This is a genomic window from Streptococcus sp. 2022WUSS037, assembly GCF_044427225.1.
Taxonomy (GTDB): domain Bacteria; phylum Bacillota; class Bacilli; order Lactobacillales; family Streptococcaceae; genus Streptococcus.
The window spans coordinates 22,524-39,905 of the sequence record NZ_JAOTGJ010000010.1; the positions used below are offsets into that span (position 1 = coordinate 22,524).

Sequence of the window (17,382 nt, forward strand, 5' to 3'; positions counted from 1 at the left end):
CAGCCATTTAAAATACAGTCACAAGGAGTAAAAATGGCACTAAGAGAAGACAGAGAAACGACGAAATGGAAAAATAAACTCCGTCCGTTTGCAATTTACAACATTCAAGACAGTATTTTATTAACTGAAGCACATTGATTCCCATATATTTTAATCGTAAATAAAAAAACTGACCTTCAAATGAAGATCAGTTCAAGGATAATAAACAGATTACAAGATGGCTAGAATGATGAAGTTCAGAATAAATAGACCTGTAGCACCCCAAAGGATTGGATGAATTTCTTTAGCCTTACCTGTCGAAACTTTTACCAAGCAATAGAAGATAAAGGCTGCTGCAATACCGTATGAGATTGAGAAGCAAAGTGCCATGAAGAAGGCTGCAAAGAAGGCTGGAAGAGCGTCTTCGAAATGGCTCCAATCCACATCTAGGAATGATGAAACCATCATAACACCGACAATAATCAAAGCTGGAGCTGTTGCCGCTGCTGGAACAATACCGATAAATGGCAAGATAAGAATTGAAAGAAGGAAGAGAACCGCTGTTGTAACAGCTGTCAAACCAGTACGACCACCTGCTGAGATACCTGCTGCAGATTCAACGTAAGTTGTCGTATTTGATGTTCCAAAGAGGGCACCGATTGATGTACCGATAGCGTCTGCAAAGAGAGCCTTATCCATTTTCGAGTTAAATCCAGTACCATTTTCAAGTGCCAATTCATCTTCCGCTGAGAAGATACCAGTCTTACGACCTGTACCGATAAAGGTACCAAGCGTGTCAAAAGTATCTGACAAGCTGAATGCAAAGATAGTCATTAAAACAAGTGGAAGACGGCTTGAATCAGCAAAGAGCGAAGATAGACCACCAAAAGCAGCTAAGAAAGTTGTACCCAATTCTGAAAAAGCGGATCCGATATTGTTATTTGCAAAATCAATCGCTGAAAGGTCAACAACACCTGCTGGAATTCCTGCCAAAGTCGTTGCAATGATTCCAATCAAAATCGCACCACGAACATTTTTAATGACCAAAACAGCTGTCAAGAGTAGACCGAACACAGTCAAGAGAACACTTGGATCTGTAAAGGTTGAAATACCTGGTACAACACCACCGCCTGCAAATACTGAAAAGACCCCGTTTGAGAAGGTTTCTGCAGTTGCATCCGCAGGAGCAACCCCGTTAACTGTAATAATGTCAGAACCAGATGTCAAGAAGGTAATCAAGTTTGAATTTTTAAAACCAAGATAGGCAACAAATACCCCGATACCACCACCAATCGCATGTTGCAAACTAACTGGAATCGCCTTGATAATGCTCTTACGAACCTTTGTAACAGTAATAAAGATATTAAACAAACCACAAAGGAAAACCATTGCCAAAGCTTCTTGCCAAGTAAAACCAAGACCAATAACCACTGTATAGGTAAAGAAGGCATTTAGCCCCATCCCTGGTGCCAATGCATAAGGAACATTAGCAAAGAGACCCATAACTAGTGTAGAAATTACACTGGCAATAATTGTCGCCAGGAAAACAGCCTGTGTTGGCATTCCAGCAACGCTTAACACACTCGGGTTAACAAACAAGATATATGACATAGCAAAGAAAGTCGTAAGTCCTGCCATGATTTCAGTCGAAACGGTCGTACCGTGTTCTTTTAACTTAAAAAATGAATCCATTTTTCAATTTTCTCCTTTAATTTACGAACGATAAAAACATTATAATCAAAAAACATTATAATTTCAAGTTTTTTAATCTCGAAAACGTCATTTTATTGATTTTCAGTCTTTAATGTTCGTAAATAACGAACATTAAAAAGTTGCGGACGATCTATAAAAAATTTATTGCTTCTTTGCTTTTATTATCTCCTTTTGTTATACTGGAAATTATTAGTTCAAGATATGGTTACCTACAAGTACTATTCTTTGACGCATAAAACAATTTCTCAGCAGTCTAGCTACTACCTAAACACTATTCACTATTAAAAACTAGTATAACGAATCTAGAAAGGAATGCCATTAAATATGAAGAAAAAAATCATTGCTATCGATTTGGACGGCACATTGCTCAATAATGATAGTCAATTATCTGATTATACCATCTCAACTATAAAGAAGGTCCGCCAAGCAGGACACACCATTCTTATCGCCACAGGTCGCCCCTATCGAATGGCTGAAAAATATTACCACCAACTAGAACTGGATACTCCCATGATTAATTTCAACGGTTCTTTAGTTCACATCCCTGGAAAGAAATGGCAATGGGAACAAAATATTTTAATCGACAAAAAATACCTACTAGAATTTCTAAAAGAAGAAGATAATTTTGAAGCAGATTTTATTGCCGGTGAGTACAAGAACAAGTTTTACATCACTCAAAAAAACTTAGATAAAATTGATCCAGCTCTGATGGGGGTTGAACAGATTACTCCAGATACACTCATCAGACCTGAGTTAATCACTAGCGATCCTCATTCCATCCTTATGCAAACTCGTGCAACTGATAAGTATGAACTTGCAAAAGAAATGAATGCCTATTTCAAAGATGAATTAGAAATCAATACGTGGGGTGGACCATTAAATATCCTCGAAACTTGTGCAAAAGGTGTCAATAAGGCAACCGCTCTGAGCTATGTTCTTAACCTCTACCAAGCCTCTCCTAGCGACTTAATTGCCTTCGGCGATGAGCACAACGATGTTGAGATGCTAGACCTAGCAGGAACAGCCTATGCCATGAAAAATTGTAGCGATACACTTCGTCCACATGCCGACAGATTGACAGCATTTGCTAATTTTGAAGATGGTGTCGCGCGTGAACTAGAAAACCTATTTTTATAGACATCAAAAAACCTGATAAACTGTCAGGTTTTTGTCATATTCGTTGCATATTTTTATCACTTTTCTGAAACCAACTTATGAAAAATTTCGGAAATATTTTGCACTTTTAACATAATTCCTCTTGACAAATGCACTGAAAACGTTTTATAATGTTACAGTTCGAACATGAAAGCCCATTCAATGGTTTTTACATGAACAAGAAAAATTTAGGGGGAACAATAATGAGTATTGGAATCATTATTGCAAGTCATGGCGAATTTGCTGCTGGTATCCATCAGTCAGGTTCAATGATCTTTGGCGAACAGGATAAAGTACAGGTTGTTACTTTCATGCCAAGTGAAGGACCAGATGATTTATACGCTAAGCTCAATGCTGCTGTTGACGCATTCGATGCCGATGATGAAGTTTTGGTGTTAGCTGACCTTTGGAGTGGGTCACCATTTAACCAAGCAAGCCGCGTAGCTGGTGAAAACCCAGATCGTAAGTTTGCCATCATCACAGGCCTCAACTTGCCAATGTTGATCCAAGCCTATACAGAGCGTATGATTAACGCTGAAGCAGGCGTGGAAGAAGTTGCGGCAAACATTATCAAAGAAGCCAAGGATGGTGTGAAGGTTCTTCCAGAAGAACTTCAACCCGCAGAAGCTGCTCCAGTAGCTGAAGCAGCACCAACTGCTCCACAAGGTGCAATCCCTCCAGGGACTGTTATTGGAGATGGCAAGCTGAAAATCAACTTGGCTCGTATCGACACTCGTCTCTTGCATGGGCAAGTTGCGACTGGTTGGACTCCTGCTTCTAAGGCAGATCGTATCATCGTTGCTTCAGATACAGTTGCTAAAGATGAATTGCGCAAACAACTCATCAAACAAGCTGCTCCTGGTAACGTGAAAGCGAACGTTGTCCCAATCAAGAAATTGATTGAGGTTTCTAAAGACCCTCGCTTTGGTAACACACATGCCTTGATTCTCTTCGAAACACCACAGGAAGCTCTTGAAGCAATCGAAGGTGGCGTAGAAATCAAAGAATTGAACGTCGGTTCTATGGCTCACTCAACTGGTAAAACAATGGTGAACAACGTATTGTCAATGGACAAGGATGACGTTGCAACCTTTGAAAAATTGCGTGACTTGGGCGTTGAATTTGATGTGCGTAAAGTACCAAACGATACGAAGAAAGACTTGTTTGAGTTGATCAACAAGGCAAACGTTCAATAATACAATCTGATTTAAGAAAGGATTTCAACATGGATATTACACTTATTTCCGCAATTCTTGTTGTCATCGTTGCCTTCTTCGCAGGTCTTGAAGGTATCCTTGACGAATTTCAATTCCATCAACCATTGGTAGCTTGTACCCTTATTGGTCTTGTAACTGGTAACTTGGCTGCAGGTGTTATGCTCGGTGGTTCCCTACAAATGATCGCTCTTGGTTGGGCGAACATCGGTGCAGCCGTTGCACCAGACGCAGCACTTGCATCTGTTGCTGCTGCTATCATCATGATCAAAGGTGGCGACTTCTCAGCAGAAGGTATTGCCGTTGCAACAACAACTGCTATTCCTCTTGCCGTAGCTGGTCTTTTCCTTACAATGATCGTGCGTACTATCTCAGTTGGTTTGGTTCACGGTGCAGACAATGCAGCAAAAAATGCAGACATCGCCGCTGTAGAACGTTACCACTTGTTCGCTCTTCTCCTTCAAGGATTGCGTATCGCCCTACCAGCTGCACTTCTTCTTGCAATGCCAGCTGAAGCTGTTCAAGGTGTGCTCGAAGCCATGCCAGAATGGCTCAAAGGTGGTATGGCAGTCGGCGGTGGTATGGTTGTAGCCGTAGGTTACGCTATGGTTATCAACATGATGGCAACTCGTGAAGTATGGCCATTCTTCGCACTTGGTTTTGCCTTTGCTGCTATCAGCCAATTGACACTTATCGCACTTGGTGTTATCGGTGTTGCAATCGCGCTTATCTACCTCAACTTGTCAAAACAAGGCGGATCAGGTAACGGTGGTGCTTCATCTAACGACCCAATCGGCGACATCCTTGAAGACTACTAAGAGAAGGGAGATTCAACCATGTCAGAAAAAATTCAACTTTCCGTAAGCGATCGTAAAAAAGTTTGGTGGCGTTCAACCTTCCTTCAAGGTTCTTGGAACTACGAGCGTATGCAAAACTTAGGTTGGGCATATGCAATGATCCCTGCTATCAAAAAACTCTATACTAAAAAAGAAGACCAAGCAGCTGCCCTTGAGCGTCACTTGGAATTCTTCAACACTCACCCATACGTTGCTTCACCAATCCTTGGTGTAACACTTGCCCTTGAAGAAGAGCGTGCAAACGGTGCTGCTATCGATGACACAGCTATCCAAGGTGTGAAAATCGGTATGATGGGACCTCTTGCTGGTATCGGTGACCCAGTCTTCTGGTTTACTGTTCGCCCGATCCTCGGTGCCCTTGGTGCTTCACTTGCTATGAGCGGCAATATCATGGGACCAATCATCTTCTTCTTTGGTTGGAACGCAATCCGTATGGCCTTCCTATGGTACACACAAGAATTTGGTTACAAAGCTGGTAGCGAAATTACCAAAGACATGTCAGGTGGTATCCTTCAAGACATCACTAAAGGGGCATCCATCCTCGGTATGTTCATTCTTGCTGTCCTTGTTCAACGTTGGGTATCGATCAACTTTACCGTTGACCTTCCTGCAAAACAATTGTCAGAAGGTGCCTACATCGTCTTCCCAGAAGGTACTGTAACGGGTACTGAACTTCAAGGTATCTTGGGGGAAGCCCTTAGCGGACTTAGCCTTTACCCAACTCAAGCACAAACATTGCAAGGCCAGTTGAACGGCTTGATTCCTGGTTTGATGGGACTTCTCCTTACTTTCCTCTGCATGCACTTGCTTAAGAAGAAAGTAACACCAATCACTATGATTATCGGACTCTTCATCGTAGGTATCATCGCTCGTTTCTTCAACATTATGTAATCAATAACCCCGCTCTTGCGGGGTTTTATGATATAATGAATATCTAGGAAGGGAGCACTATGGCACAATCACAAAATACAAGCGTTGAACTACAAACCACAGGGGTTTCCTACATGGGCTTTGGTGGCAAGGTTGGTAAATTTCTAATTGGTGACAAGGCACTTGAGTTCTACCCAGATAGCAACGTTGAACGCTATATCCAGATTCCTTGGTCAGAAATGACTAGCATTGGCGCAAACGTTTCTGGAAAAACAATCAGCCGTCATTTTGAAATTTATACAGAAAAAAGTCGATTCTTGTTTGCATCTAAAGATTCTGGTAAGATTCTTAAAATTGCCCGTGAGCATATCGGCAATGAAAAAGTTGTGAAATTACCGACTCTTCTGCAAACAATCGGCAGAAAAATTTCGAATCTATTTGCCAAAAAATAAAAAATCAAGTATAATGGTAGAAACGGATAAGTAATATCAGGCGTTTTTCAGAAAGTCTGCGGTCGCTGTGAGCAGATAAACAAGGGATATGAAATTCTACCGTTGGCTAAAAATGACATACTTAAAGTGCACAGAATGTGAAGCTGGATGGAACCGCGGTAAACATCGCTCCAGCATCTCTCATTCTGTGTTTTTTATTCTAAAGGAGACATCTATGCTAGATATCAAACGTATTCGTACAGATTTTGACGGAGTAGCTGCAAAGCTAGCTACTCGTGGTGTGGCTGCTGAAACCTTGGCAAACATCAAGGACTTGGACGCAAAACGTCGTGAAATCCTGGTCACTGTTGAAGAGTTAAAAGCAGAGCGCAACACTGTTTCTGCAGAGATTGCCCAAGCAAAACGCAACAAGGAAAATGCTGATGACAAGATTGCTGCCATGCAAAAATTATCTGCCGACGTGAAAAACTTGGACGCTCAGCTCTTGGAAATCGATGAAGAGTTGAACGCCATCCTTGCAGTTCTTCCAAATACGCCGCACGATTCTGTCCCTGTTGGTGCAGACGAAGAAGAGAACGTGGAAGTTCGTCGTTGGGGAACACCTCGTGAATTTACTTTCGAGCCAAAAGCTCACTGGGATTTGGGCGAAGACCTCGATATTCTGGACTGGGAACGTGGTGCAAAAGTCACTGGTGCCCGCTTCCTCTTCTACAAGAACTTGGGTGCTCGCTTAGAACGTGCCCTCTACAACTTTATGTTAGACGAGCATATCGCAGAAGGCTATCAGGAAATTATCACACCTTACATGGTCAACCACGACTCTATGTTCGGTACTGGTCAATATCCTAAGTTCAAGGAAGATACCTTTGAGTTGGCAGATACTAACTTCGTCCTCATCCCAACTGCGGAAGTACCATTGACCAACTACTACCGTAACGAGATTTTGGAAGAAAAAGACCTGCCAATCTACTTCACAGCCATGAGCCCATCTTTCCGTTCTGAAGCTGGTTCTGCTGGTCGTGACACCCGTGGTCTGATCCGTCTCCACCAATTCCACAAGGTTGAAATGGTCAAATTTGCCACACCAGAACAGTCTTATGATGAATTGGAAAAAATGACAGCAAACGCAGAGAATATTCTCCAAAAACTAGGCTTGCCATACCGCGTTTTGGCCCTCTGTACAGGCGATATGGGCTTCTCAGCTGCTAAGACCTATGACTTGGAAGTCTGGATTCCTGCCCAAAATGCCTACCGTGAAATCTCAAGCTGTTCAAATACCGAGGATTTCCAAGCCCGCCGTGCCCAAATCCGCTACCGCGATTCTGCTGACGGCAAGGTCAAATTGCTCCACACCCTCAACGGTTCTGGTTTAGCAGTTGGTCGTACCGTGGCAGCCATCCTTGAAAACTACCAAAACGAAGATGGATCTGTCACCATTCCAGAAGTGCTCCGTCCATACATGGGTGGGGTTGACGTAATTAAGCCGTAACCTCTACAGGAGGTAAAAATGAAAAAGATGATGTTACTTGCCGGAGTCCTCTTGAGTCTGTCCTGCTTCTCTGCCTGCCAGAAGGAGACAAACTCTACTATCACTACTTCAACCAGTCAAGAAACCTCTAGTACCACTACTATCAGCTCTGAAACTAGTACTAGTTCGAGCAGTCAAGATGAAACAACACAAACTTCTTCCAGCCAGCAAGTCCAACCTGTCCTTGATATCCTTGGCATTCAAGCAGGTGATTATTCTAGCCTAGTTGGCACTTGGAGAGACAACCTTGGAAATACATTGACTTTCGATAAATATGGAGCGTTGGCAGAATATCCTACTGTAAAAATGGGACCAAATTCTAATATTCGCAACAATGTTTTGGAACTATCTGTCCAAAATTCCGAACAAACGGGTAGCTTCAGGATAGTCTTTATCCCTCAAAACATCGCCTATTCTCCTACCTACGAAGATGGTACAAGTAGTCCAGATACTTCTGACACTAGTAAAGATCGGATCCTCATCGGACAAAATATTATCAATTCAAATCCAGACTATGTCTATTATCGTGTTGACGCACCGTAGAAAAGTAAACAATCAGCTCTTCCACCTGAGAAGAGCTGATTTTCTTATGACTTATAAATAGTAGAAAGCCACTACCGACCAGGCATTATTGATAAAAAGTATTGCCCTAGGATCAATCAAAATTCGAACAAAAGGTGTTGCCGTTATCCATTTGACTAACAGAAATGTCTTTTTATTTCCCTGAAATCCACTTCTCCATATAGACCATATCCATGCCTTCCTGCTCAGGCTCGGTTTTGATAGCCTTGTAGCCGAGTTTTTCGTAGAAAGCGACTAATCTGGGCTCCTGCAAGACGGTACAGAGTACCCAGCGTCTAACCGTTGGATAAAGCTGTTCTAAGTCTAGCATTGCCTTATGACCATAGCCTTTTCCTCTGTAGTCTGGATCAATGCCAATCAAGCCTAGCCAGCCCTGGTCTGCATCTTCAGCGACCGTTGTTCGTACTAAACCAACTGTCTGCCCTTCCTCAACAATCGTGTAGTAGGTGCAATTTGGTCGTGCAAATCGTGATTGGAAGTAGTCCATGCTTTCAATGGCAGGGCTGTATTGGTCCTGATAGGTTTCATATAAAGCTGCAAAGGCTCGGTGCTGAATAGGTAGCAATTCTTCTACGTTTGATAGTTCTGCTTTTACTAACATGGAAAACATCCTGATAACTATTTTATCCATTGTATCAAATCTAGCAAAAAAATACTAGGTCTTCCTAGTATTTTCTAAAGCGTTGATAACGGTTTTCGAGTAGTTGATCAAGTGGCAATGCTTGTAGTTGAGCCAACTGGCTGACCAGATTTTCCTTGATGTCAAACAAGACTTCCTTGGTCGCTCTGCCATTTTCCAAAACCACCCGATCGACCACTTGGAGTTTCTCCAACTCATAAGAAGTGATCTTCATGAGTTCTGCCGCTTCCATGGCCCGACTGCCGTCTTTCCAGAGGATAGAGGCGAAACCTTCAGGGCTGAGGACGGCGTACATGGAGTTTTCCAGCATCCAGACCTGGTCTGCGACTGCTAGGGCAAGTGCTCCACCAGAACCTCCCTCGCCGATGATAATGGCGATAATAGGCACCTTGAGATCGCTCATCTCCATGAGGTTGCGAGCAATGGCCTCGCCCTGTCCACGCTCCTCGGCACCGACGCCTGGATAGGCTCCAGCGGTATTGATAAAGGTGACAACGGGACGACCAAACTTCTCCGCCTGCTTCATGAGGCGAAGGGCCTTGCGGTAGCCTTCTGGGTGAGGCTGACCAAAGTTGCGTTTGAGGTTGTCCTGGAGGTTCTTCCCTTTTTGGATACCAATAACTGTCACCGGCTGACCTGCTAGAAAGCCGATCCCCCCCACAACTGCTCCGTCATCACGGAAATTCCGATCGCCGTGCAATTCGATAAAGTCATCAAAGAGCTGTGTGGCATAGTCCAAGGTCGTCAGGCGAGCCTGGTCACGTGCCAAACGGATCATACGTGCTACATCACTGGTCATCTGACACCTCCATGCATTCTCAACAAGCGACTAATGGTCGCTGGCAAGTCCTGACGTTTCACAATGGCATCAACAAAGCCGTGTTCTTGTAAAAATTCAGCCTTCTGGAAATCGTCTGGCAGATTTTCCCGAACAGTTGACTCGATAACCCTGCGGCCTGCAAAGCCAACCAGAGTCTGTGGCTCAGCCAGGATAATATCGCCTTCCATGGCAAAACTAGCTGTCACACCTCCTGTTGTCGGGTCTGTCAAGACCGTCAGGTAAAAGAGACCAGCATTGGAATGGCGTTTTACAGCTGCCGAAATCTTAGCCATTTGCATCAGGCTCATAATGCCTTCCTGCATCCGAGCACCGCCAGATGCGGTAAAGAGGACAACTGCCAGTTGCTCCTCAATAGCCAGTTCAAAGAGGCGGGTGATTTTCTCACCGACCACTGTTCCCATAGAAGCCATGATAAAGTGAGAATCCATGATTCCAAGGGCAACTACTTGTCCGCCGATTGTCGCCTTTCCTGTCAAAACAGCCTCGTCCAAGCCTGTCTTTTGACGGGTGGCTGCCAATTTTTCCAAATAATTAGGAAAGTCCAAGGGATTTTTGGTTTCAATCCCTGTAAACAATTCCTCGAACGATCCTGCATCCACTGTCAAAGCCAAGCGTTCTTGAGCTGTAATCCGGAAATTATAGGAACAGTGTTGACAGGTTTTCTCTAAGCCCAAGTCCTTTTTGTAAAGGAGTTCCTTACAAGCTGGACATTTGGAAAAGAGTTCATCTGGCACCTCTGGCTTTGCTTGAGGTGCTGACTCTATCCGCGAACGATTTGGATTGATGCGGATATATTTGTCCTTTTTGCGAAACAAAGCCATACTTCTCTCCTATTTTACTTTTTTAGTTCTTCTTGATAGCGGGGTAGAAATTCTTCCATAAGGTAGGCAGTGTCGTAATCACCAGCCACCACTCGCTTGTCGGAAATTAAATCCAGCTGGAAGTCAGTATTGGTCACCACTCCGTCAATTTCCAATTCGTAGAGGGCCCGCTGCATCTTCATCAGGGCTTCAAAGCGATTTTCCCCATGCACGATGACCTTGGCAATCATAGAATCATAATAAGGCGGAATGGTGTAGCCTGGATAAACAGCTGAATCTACACGCAAACCAACGCCGCCACTTGGCAGGTAGAGATTGGAGAGCTTACCTGGGCTTGGGGCGAAGTTGAAGGCTGGATTTTCAGCATTGATCCGGCATTCAATAGCATGGCCTGTAATCTTCACATCTTCTTGACGGACGCTGAGTTCCTGACCAGCCGCGATCTTGATTTGCTCCTTGACAATATCCACACCGGTAACAAATTCGGTAACTGGATGCTCTACCTGCACCCGTGTGTTCATTTCCATGAAGTAAAATTCGCCCTTGGCTTCGTCCAAAAGGAACTCAATGGTCCCTGCATTTTCATAGCCAACTGACTGGGCTGCCCGCACGGCTGCTTGACCGATACGGTCCCGCATGGTCTGGCCGATAGCAATCGACGGAGCTTCTTCCAAGACCTTCTGGTTGTTGCGTTGAAGGGAACAGTCCCGCTCTCCCAGATGAATGACATGACCATGTTGATCCGCCAAAATCTGTACTTCGATGTGGCGTGCTGGATAGACGACACGCTCCATGTACATGGCTCCGTTGCCAAAAGCAGCCTTGGCTTCGCTGGAAGCCGATTCGAAAGCAGGCACTAGATCTTCGGCTTTTTCCACCTTACGAATCCCCTTACCGCCACCACCTGCCGATGCCTTGAGCATGACAGGGTAGCCAATCTTTTCAGCAATTTCAAGGGCTTCTTGACTAGTCAAGACCTCACCGTCTGAGCCTGGAATGACAGGCACTTGAGCCTTAATCATCTCTGCCCGAGCATTGATTTTATCGCCCATGGTATCCATAACCGTCCCAGAAGGACCGATAAACTTGATACCGACCTCTTCACAAAGGGTGGCAAATTTGGAGTTTTCACTCAAAAATCCAAAGCCGGGATGAATGGCCTGGGCACCTGTCACAACAGCCGCCGATATGACTGCCTGCATATTGAGATAGGAGTCTGTCGAACGGGCAGGTCCGATACAGACAGCCTCATCTGCCAACATAGTGTGGAGGGCTTCCTTGTCAGCCTCTGAATAGACAGCCACCGTCGCAATCCCCAACTCCCTAGCCGCACGAATAATCCGCACCGCAATCTCACCACGATTGGCAATCAAAATCTTCTCAAACATGATGAATCCTATCTCCTTTTAGATATTATTTCCCGATAGCAAAAGTCAACACCCCCGACGCAGCCAGTTTTCCGTCCACCTCTGCCTTTGCCTCAACGACCGCAATGGTTCCACGGCGTTTGACAAATGTAGCAGTCATGATCAACTGGTCACCAGGTACAACTTGCTTCTTAAATTTAACCTTATCCATGCCGGCATAAAAAACCAGCTTGCCCTTGTTTTCTTCCTTGGACAACTCCAAGACACCTGCGGTTTGTGCCAAAGCCTCCATGATGAGAACACCTGGCATGACAGGATAGTCTGGGAAATGCCCGTTGAAGAAGGGCTCGTTAATGGTCACATTTTTGAGGGCGACAATCTCATCTTCCGATACTTCAAGGACACGATCGACCAAGAGCATGGGATAGCGATGAGGAAGAGCCTCTTTAATTTTCAACATATCAATCATTTAATGCGTACCAATCCTTGTCCAAATTCTACAACGTCCTGGTTGGCCACCAAAATCTCTGTGACCACGCCGTCACGATCAGCAGGCACTTCGTTCATGACCTTCATGGCTTCGATAATCATGAGGGTCTGCCCTTTTTTGACCGTGTCACCAACTGCTACAAAGACTGGCTTGTCCGGAGCTGGTGACAAATAAGCCACACCAACCAAAGGACTTTCCACCACTGCCCCTTCTGCCACAGGGCTGGCGTTGGCTTCTGCTGGAGCAGCTGGCTCACTGGTTGCAACTGCTGGGCTTGCAGGAGCTACTGGAGCAAGCGGAGCTTCTACTGTTGGACTCGGAGCCGCTGTCGCCTGCTGATTTTTACTGAAATGCAAGGTTTCCCCAGCATTGCTATATGAAAATTCTCGCAAACTTGACTGGTCAAACTGACTCATCAAGTCCTTTATTTCTGTAATATTCACTTAAGCCTCCCAACGCTTGAAGGCAATCACCGAGTTGTGACCTCCAAAGCCAAATGTATTTGAAATGGCATGGCGGATTTCCATGTCACGACCTTGACCGTAGATGACATCCGCCTCAATGTAATCAGACAATTCCGTCGTACCAGCTGTCTTAGGTGCGTAAGAATGACGCATAGCTTCAATAACCGCCGCTGCTTCAACTGCACCTGCTGCTCCCAACAAGTGACCTGTGAAGGACTTGGTGGAAGAAACTGGCGTGTTCTTGCCGAAGACCGATACGATAGCTTGACTTTCTCCTTTTTCATTAGCCGGTGTCGAAGTGCCATGGGCATTGATGTAGTCAATGTCAGCTGGCTCTAAACCTGCTTCTGAAATAGCCAACTTCATGGCCTTAATAGCACCCAAACCTTCTGGATGTGGAGAAGTCATGTGGTGGGCATCGCAGGTATTTCCATAACCAACGATTTCAGCCAAGATAGTTGCCCCACGTGCTTCTGCGTGTTCCAAACTTTCCAAGACCAAGACAGCAGCCCCTTCTCCCATAACAAAACCATTGCGGTCCTTGTCAAATGGAATGGAAGCACGGCTTGGATCATCTGTTGTAGACATAGCCGTCAATGCTTGGAAGCCACCGATTGCAAATGGAGTAATGGCTGCTTCTGAGCCACCTGCCAACATGACATCTTGGAAACCAAACTTGATTTCACGGAAGGCTTCTCCTAAGGCATCATTTGACGAAGCACAGGCTGTGATGACACACTTGCAGACACCATTTGCACCGACCTGCATAGCAATATTTCCAGCAGCCATGTTTGGCAAGGCCTTTGGAAGAGCCATGGGACGAATACGTTTTGGTCCCTTTTCGTTCATACGAGCCACTTGCTCTTCAATTTCCAAAATACCACCGATACCTGTTGATAAGATAACGCCAAAACGGTCACTATCCACTGTCTCTGTATCCAGCTGTGCATTAGCAATCGCTTCTTTAGCTGCATAGAGTGCATAGAGGGAGTAGTTATCATAGCGGTTGGTATCTTTTTTAACGAAGTATTTATCAAAAGGAAAATCCTTGATTTCCGCTGCATTATGGACAGTGTATTCACTGGTATCAAACTTGGTAATCTTTCCAATCCCAATCTTACCATTGACCAGGCTATCCCAGAATTCCTCTGGCGTATTGCCAATTGGCGATGTCAGACCATAGCCTGTCACTACTACACGATTTAATTTTGTCATTTTCAAACCTCTCTTAAAACAACACACAAAACGACATTGAATTTACAGTGCGTTATTGTAGTCTTTCAGTTTACTTTTAGTACGGCAAAGCGAGTTCAAACAATCCAATAGATTGTTTGAAGCTGGAAATCTGGAAACGTAGTTTCAAACTACCACTCTTTAACTCAAAGGTGGTAGGCTGAAAACCTCCACTGGAGCTTTTCACTCATCGAAGTAATAAAAGATAAACTGGAAGACTGGATTACTGCATGGTCAAGCCGCCGTCAACCGCAATCACCTGTCCTGTTAGATATTCTTGCTTGGCAAGGAATACAGCAACATCAGCTACTTCTTCTGTCGCACCAAAGCGTTTCATAGGAATTTGTGCAGTCATAGCTTCTTTAATCTTGTCAGATAAAACATCTGTCATATCAGACTGGATAAAGCCCGGCGCAATCGCATTGACACGAACATTTCGCCCAGCAACCTCACGGGCAATGGCTTTAGTAAATCCAATCACACCTGCCTTAGAAGCAGAATAGTTGGCCTGTCCAGCATTTCCAATCAAGCCAGATACACTTGATAGATTGATAATAGCACCCTCACGAGCCTTTGTCATTGGTTTCAAAACAGCCTGCGTCATATTAAAAGTTCCAGTAAGATTTACCTTCAGAACTGTATCAAAATCCTCTTCTGTCATACGAAGAGCCATACCGTCTTTGGTAATCCCTGCATTATTGACCAAAATATCAACGCTACCGAGGGTTTCGATAGCTTCTGCCACCATTCGTTTGGCATCTTCCACGCTCGAAATATCTCCTGAAATAGCTAGGACTTTCACACCGTAATCTGCAAAGCTATCCAGAATCTCTTGCCCTAATTGACCACGACCGTTCAGCACCACATTGGCACCAAGACTGGCAAACTTATGGGCAATGGCCAAGCCGATTCCTCGACTTGAACCCGTTACAAACACATTCTTATTGGTAAGTTCCATGATTTCTCCTTATCGACTAGCCAGAAATTCCTGCAAACTAGCCGCATCTTCCACTGTCACAACCTCAGCTGTCTTATCAATTTTCTTGATAAAGCCTGCCAAGACCTTGCCTGGACCGATTTCAATAAAGTTAGTCACGCCAGCTTCCTGCATGGTTGCGATTGACTCATAGAAACGGACTGGTTCCATCACTTGACGGGTCAAGAGGGACTTGATGTCCTCTTTTTTCATGACCGTGGCTTCCGTATTGCCAACCAACTCTACTTGGAAATTCGCAAATTCCACTTCTTCCAAGGCCTGAGCCAATTGCTCCGAAGCTGGTCGCAGGAGAGCTGTGTGGAAAGGCCCCGACACATTGAGGGGAATCATGCGTTTGACACCTGCCGCCTTCAAGGCTTCCACCGCCTCATCCACAGCAGCCACCTCGCCTCCAATGACGATTTGGGCCGGTGTGTTGTAGTTGGCTGGGGAAACAATCCCAGAGGTAACTGACGAACAGACTTCTTCAATCAGGTTGACATCTGTGTTGAGAACAGCAACCATCTTACCAGTTCCTGCTGGCGCAGCCGTTTCCATATATTCACCACGCTTAGCAATCAGGGCAATCGCATCTTCAAAGGCCAAAGCTCCCGATGCCACCAGAGCTGAATATTCTCCCAAGGATAGACCAGCTACCATATCAGGTTTAATCCCCTTTTCTGCCAACAAACGATAGATAGCTAGGGAAGTTGTCAAAATAGCAGGCTGGGTATAGCGAGTCTGATGTAATTTATCCTCTTGATTGTCAATTAGGTCGCGAATGTTATACCCCAGAATCTGACTAGCCCGATCAAACGTTTCTCTAACTATCGGGTAATATTCGTAAAGGTCGCGAGCCATCCCCACTGTCTGAGCCCCTTGACCTGCAAAAAGAAAAGCTGTCTTTGTCATCCTATTCTCCAACTGAAGCCCAACGGCTTGCCTCTTCTCTAATCACTTTGGCTGCTCCATAATAGATGTCTTTCAAAATATCTTCACAAGATTCTTCTTTAGAAACCAGACCAGCAATTTGACCAGCCATCACGGAGCCATTTGTTACATCACCCTCAACAACTGCATTGCGAAGGGCTCCGGCACCAAGTTCTTCAATAGCATCTGCCGAAATTTTACCTGCCAAGAAATCTTTCTCTGCAGCTGCATAAGCAGATGACAACTTATTCTTGATAGCTCTCACAGGATGTCCAACAATAGAAGCAGATACAGTTGTATCAATATCCTTAGCTTTTAAAACTTTTTCCTTATAAGCCTGATGAGCATTGGACTCTGTAGCTACTACAAAACGAGTTCCAACTTGCACCGCTTCTGCACCCAACATGAATGCTGCCGCTGCACCTGCACCATCTGCAATACCTCCAGCAGCAATAACAGGAATAGATACGGCTTCAACAACCTGACGAACCAAGGTCATGGTGGTCAATTTACCAATATGGCCTCCGGCTTCCATACCTTCAGCAATAACAGCATCTACCCCTAATTTTTCCATGCGTTTCGCAAGAGCTACACTCGGTACAACAGGAATAACTGTAATCCCTGCAGCATGGAGACGCTCCATATACTTCCCTGGATTTCCTGCTCCTGTAGTGACAACTTTCACACCTTCTTCGATGACCAAGTCAACAATGTCATCCGCAAAAGGAGACAAAAGCATGATATTGACACCGAAAGGCTTGTCCGTGATAGATTTAACCTTGTCAATATTTGCCTTGACCACCTCTTTTGGAGCATTTCCTCCACCGATGATTCCTAGACCACCTGCATTAGATACGGCACCAGCCAAATCTCCATCAGCTACCCAAGCCATACCACCTTGAAAAATTGGATACTTAATATCGAGCAATTCTGTTATTTTCGTCTTCATAATTCCCTCATCTTTTTTCTTGCTTACCTAATCATTTGAATATCAAATCATTAGGTAAACAAGTGAAGGGTTGCCCCTCACTCAAAAAATAGTTTGATATTTCAATGTTTTGATTATCAAAGTATTTAGCTTAAGAAAAATGCTCACCAGCACTTTTCTTAGCTATCCTCTTCCTTATACTATCTTTGAAATAAGGAGAGGAATACTATAGTCTTTCAGTTTGCTTTTAGTACTAGCTTTACAAGTCTAGGAATAGACTGGTAAAGGTCGGAAATAAAACAAACGAAGTTTGTGTCAATTGCTGTAGATAGCTTCAATAGT

18 protein-coding genes are annotated in these 17,382 nt (G+C 44.5%); 7 read left to right on the forward strand and 11 right to left on the reverse strand.

What is annotated here, in order from left to right:
- Positions 1-210 precede the first annotated feature (210 nt).
- A complete protein-coding gene (locus tag ODU55_RS05485) occupies positions 211-1,671 on the reverse strand; it encodes an NCS2 family permease (protein WP_398582172.1) in 1,461 nt (486 codons plus the stop codon).
- A gap of 345 nt (positions 1,672-2,016) precedes the next feature.
- Between ODU55_RS05485 and ODU55_RS05490 the strand changes: the two genes are divergently transcribed.
- The 7 genes from ODU55_RS05490 (at position 2,017) to ODU55_RS05520 (ending at position 8,311) form a co-directional block, all read left to right on the forward strand.
- Positions 2,017-2,829, forward strand: a complete 813-nt coding sequence (locus ODU55_RS05490) for a Cof-type HAD-IIB family hydrolase (RefSeq protein WP_398582173.1) — start codon at positions 2,017-2,019, stop codon at positions 2,827-2,829.
- 221 nt (positions 2,830-3,050) lie between these two features.
- Entirely contained in the window at positions 3,051-4,043 is a 993-nt protein-coding gene (locus ODU55_RS05495) for a PTS sugar transporter subunit IIB (RefSeq protein ID WP_158455695.1), read from the forward strand.
- A 29-nt stretch (positions 4,044-4,072) separates the two neighbouring features.
- Positions 4,073-4,879 (forward strand): mannose/fructose/sorbose family PTS transporter subunit IIC, encoded by an 807-nt coding sequence (locus ODU55_RS05500; RefSeq protein ID WP_398582174.1) that lies wholly within the window; start codon positions 4,073-4,075, stop codon positions 4,877-4,879.
- Between the two features lie 18 nt (positions 4,880-4,897).
- Positions 4,898-5,809 (forward strand): PTS system mannose/fructose/sorbose family transporter subunit IID, encoded by a 912-nt coding sequence (locus tag ODU55_RS05505; RefSeq protein ID WP_398582175.1) that lies wholly within the window; start codon positions 4,898-4,900, stop codon positions 5,807-5,809.
- A 59-nt stretch (positions 5,810-5,868) separates the two neighbouring features.
- Positions 5,869-6,240, forward strand: a complete 372-nt coding sequence (locus tag ODU55_RS05510; RefSeq protein ID WP_024388464.1) for a DUF956 family protein — start codon at positions 5,869-5,871, stop codon at positions 6,238-6,240.
- A gap of 214 nt (positions 6,241-6,454) precedes the next feature.
- Positions 6,455-7,729, forward strand: coding sequence for a serine--tRNA ligase (serS, locus tag ODU55_RS05515; protein ID WP_398582176.1), 1,275 nt, complete (start codon positions 6,455-6,457; stop codon positions 7,727-7,729).
- 18 nt (positions 7,730-7,747) lie between these two features.
- Positions 7,748-8,311 (forward strand): DUF6287 domain-containing protein, encoded by a 564-nt coding sequence (locus tag ODU55_RS05520; protein WP_398582177.1) that lies wholly within the window; start codon positions 7,748-7,750, stop codon positions 8,309-8,311.
- A gap of 172 nt (positions 8,312-8,483) precedes the next feature.
- Here the strand turns inward: ODU55_RS05520 and ODU55_RS05525 are convergent, their stop codons facing one another.
- The 10 genes from ODU55_RS05525 to fabK all read right to left on the reverse strand — a co-directional run bounded on the left by ODU55_RS05525 (position 8,484) and on the right by fabK (position 17,061).
- Complete coding sequence (locus tag ODU55_RS05525) at positions 8,484-8,951, reverse strand: GNAT family N-acetyltransferase (protein WP_398582179.1); 468 nt, start codon at positions 8,949-8,951, stop codon at positions 8,484-8,486.
- 64 nt (positions 8,952-9,015) lie between these two features.
- Positions 9,016-9,789: an acetyl-CoA carboxylase carboxyl transferase subunit alpha gene (locus ODU55_RS05530; protein WP_398582180.1), complete on the reverse strand. Its 774-nt coding sequence runs from the start codon at positions 9,787-9,789 to the stop codon at positions 9,016-9,018.
- Complete coding sequence (gene accD / locus ODU55_RS05535; protein WP_398582181.1) at positions 9,786-10,652, reverse strand: acetyl-CoA carboxylase, carboxyltransferase subunit beta; 867 nt, start codon at positions 10,650-10,652, stop codon at positions 9,786-9,788. Before accD ends, ODU55_RS05530 begins: the two co-directional genes overlap by 4 nt.
- Before the next feature lie 14 nt (positions 10,653-10,666).
- On the reverse strand, positions 10,667-12,040 hold the full coding sequence (locus tag ODU55_RS05540; protein WP_398582182.1) for an acetyl-CoA carboxylase biotin carboxylase subunit: 1,374 nt from the start codon (positions 12,038-12,040) through the stop codon (positions 10,667-10,669).
- Positions 12,041-12,065: 25 nt separating this feature from the next.
- On the reverse strand, positions 12,066-12,488 hold the full coding sequence (fabZ, locus tag ODU55_RS05545) for a 3-hydroxyacyl-ACP dehydratase FabZ (RefSeq protein WP_398582183.1): 423 nt from the start codon (positions 12,486-12,488) through the stop codon (positions 12,066-12,068).
- Positions 12,485-12,952, reverse strand: coding sequence for an acetyl-CoA carboxylase biotin carboxyl carrier protein (accB, locus tag ODU55_RS05550; RefSeq protein WP_398582184.1), 468 nt, complete (start codon positions 12,950-12,952; stop codon positions 12,485-12,487). Before accB ends, fabZ begins: the two co-directional genes overlap by 4 nt.
- Positions 12,953-14,188 (reverse strand): beta-ketoacyl-ACP synthase II, encoded by a 1,236-nt coding sequence (fabF, locus tag ODU55_RS05555; RefSeq protein ID WP_398582185.1) that lies wholly within the window; start codon positions 14,186-14,188, stop codon positions 12,953-12,955.
- A gap of 241 nt (positions 14,189-14,429) precedes the next feature.
- A complete protein-coding gene (gene fabG / locus ODU55_RS05560) occupies positions 14,430-15,164 on the reverse strand; it encodes a 3-oxoacyl-[acyl-carrier-protein] reductase (RefSeq protein WP_398582186.1) in 735 nt (244 codons plus the stop codon).
- A 9-nt stretch (positions 15,165-15,173) separates the two neighbouring features.
- The gene (gene fabD, locus ODU55_RS05565; protein ID WP_398582187.1) at positions 15,174-16,094 is read right to left on the reverse strand and encodes an ACP S-malonyltransferase; all 921 of its coding nucleotides are present in this window, start codon (positions 16,092-16,094) and stop codon (positions 15,174-15,176) included.
- A gap of 1 nt (position 16,095) precedes the next feature.
- Positions 16,096-17,061 carry an enoyl-[acyl-carrier-protein] reductase FabK gene (gene fabK / locus ODU55_RS05570; protein ID WP_398582188.1) on the reverse strand — a complete coding sequence of 322 codons (966 nt, stop codon included), beginning with the start codon at positions 17,059-17,061 and terminating at the stop codon, positions 16,096-16,098.
- Between the last annotated feature and the right edge of the window lie 321 nt (positions 17,062-17,382).

Excerpts from the sequence above, each read along its gene's own strand:
- ODU55_RS05485 (WP_398582172.1), bottom strand. The coding sequence starts at position 1,671 with ATGGATTCATTTTTTAAGTTAAAAGAACACGGTACGACCGTTTCGACT.
- ODU55_RS05490 (WP_398582173.1), top strand. The coding sequence starts at position 2,017 with ATGAAGAAAAAAATCATTGCTATCGATTTGGACGGCACATTGCTCAAT.
- ODU55_RS05495 (WP_158455695.1), top strand. The coding sequence starts at position 3,051 with ATGAGTATTGGAATCATTATTGCAAGTCATGGCGAATTTGCTGCTGGT.
- ODU55_RS05500 (WP_398582174.1), top strand. The coding sequence starts at position 4,073 with ATGGATATTACACTTATTTCCGCAATTCTTGTTGTCATCGTTGCCTTC.
- ODU55_RS05505 (WP_398582175.1), top strand. The coding sequence starts at position 4,898 with ATGTCAGAAAAAATTCAACTTTCCGTAAGCGATCGTAAAAAAGTTTGG.
- ODU55_RS05510 (WP_024388464.1), top strand. The coding sequence starts at position 5,869 with ATGGCACAATCACAAAATACAAGCGTTGAACTACAAACCACAGGGGTT.
- serS (WP_398582176.1), top strand. The coding sequence starts at position 6,455 with ATGCTAGATATCAAACGTATTCGTACAGATTTTGACGGAGTAGCTGCA.
- ODU55_RS05520 (WP_398582177.1), top strand. The coding sequence starts at position 7,748 with ATGAAAAAGATGATGTTACTTGCCGGAGTCCTCTTGAGTCTGTCCTGC.
- ODU55_RS05525 (WP_398582179.1), bottom strand. The coding sequence starts at position 8,951 with ATGTTAGTAAAAGCAGAACTATCAAACGTAGAAGAATTGCTACCTATT.
- ODU55_RS05530 (WP_398582180.1), bottom strand. The coding sequence starts at position 9,789 with ATGACCAGTGATGTAGCACGTATGATCCGTTTGGCACGTGACCAGGCT.
- accD (WP_398582181.1), bottom strand. The coding sequence starts at position 10,652 with ATGGCTTTGTTTCGCAAAAAGGACAAATATATCCGCATCAATCCAAAT.
- ODU55_RS05540 (WP_398582182.1), bottom strand. The coding sequence starts at position 12,040 with ATGTTTGAGAAGATTTTGATTGCCAATCGTGGTGAGATTGCGGTGCGG.
- fabZ (WP_398582183.1), bottom strand. The coding sequence starts at position 12,488 with ATGATTGATATGTTGAAAATTAAAGAGGCTCTTCCTCATCGCTATCCC.
- fabF (WP_398582185.1), bottom strand. The coding sequence starts at position 14,188 with ATGACAAAATTAAATCGTGTAGTAGTGACAGGCTATGGTCTGACATCG.
- fabG (WP_398582186.1), bottom strand. The coding sequence starts at position 15,164 with ATGGAACTTACCAATAAGAATGTGTTTGTAACGGGTTCAAGTCGAGGA.
- fabD (WP_398582187.1), bottom strand. The coding sequence starts at position 16,094 with ATGACAAAGACAGCTTTTCTTTTTGCAGGTCAAGGGGCTCAGACAGTG.
- fabK (WP_398582188.1), bottom strand. The coding sequence starts at position 17,061 with ATGAAGACGAAAATAACAGAATTGCTCGATATTAAGTATCCAATTTTT.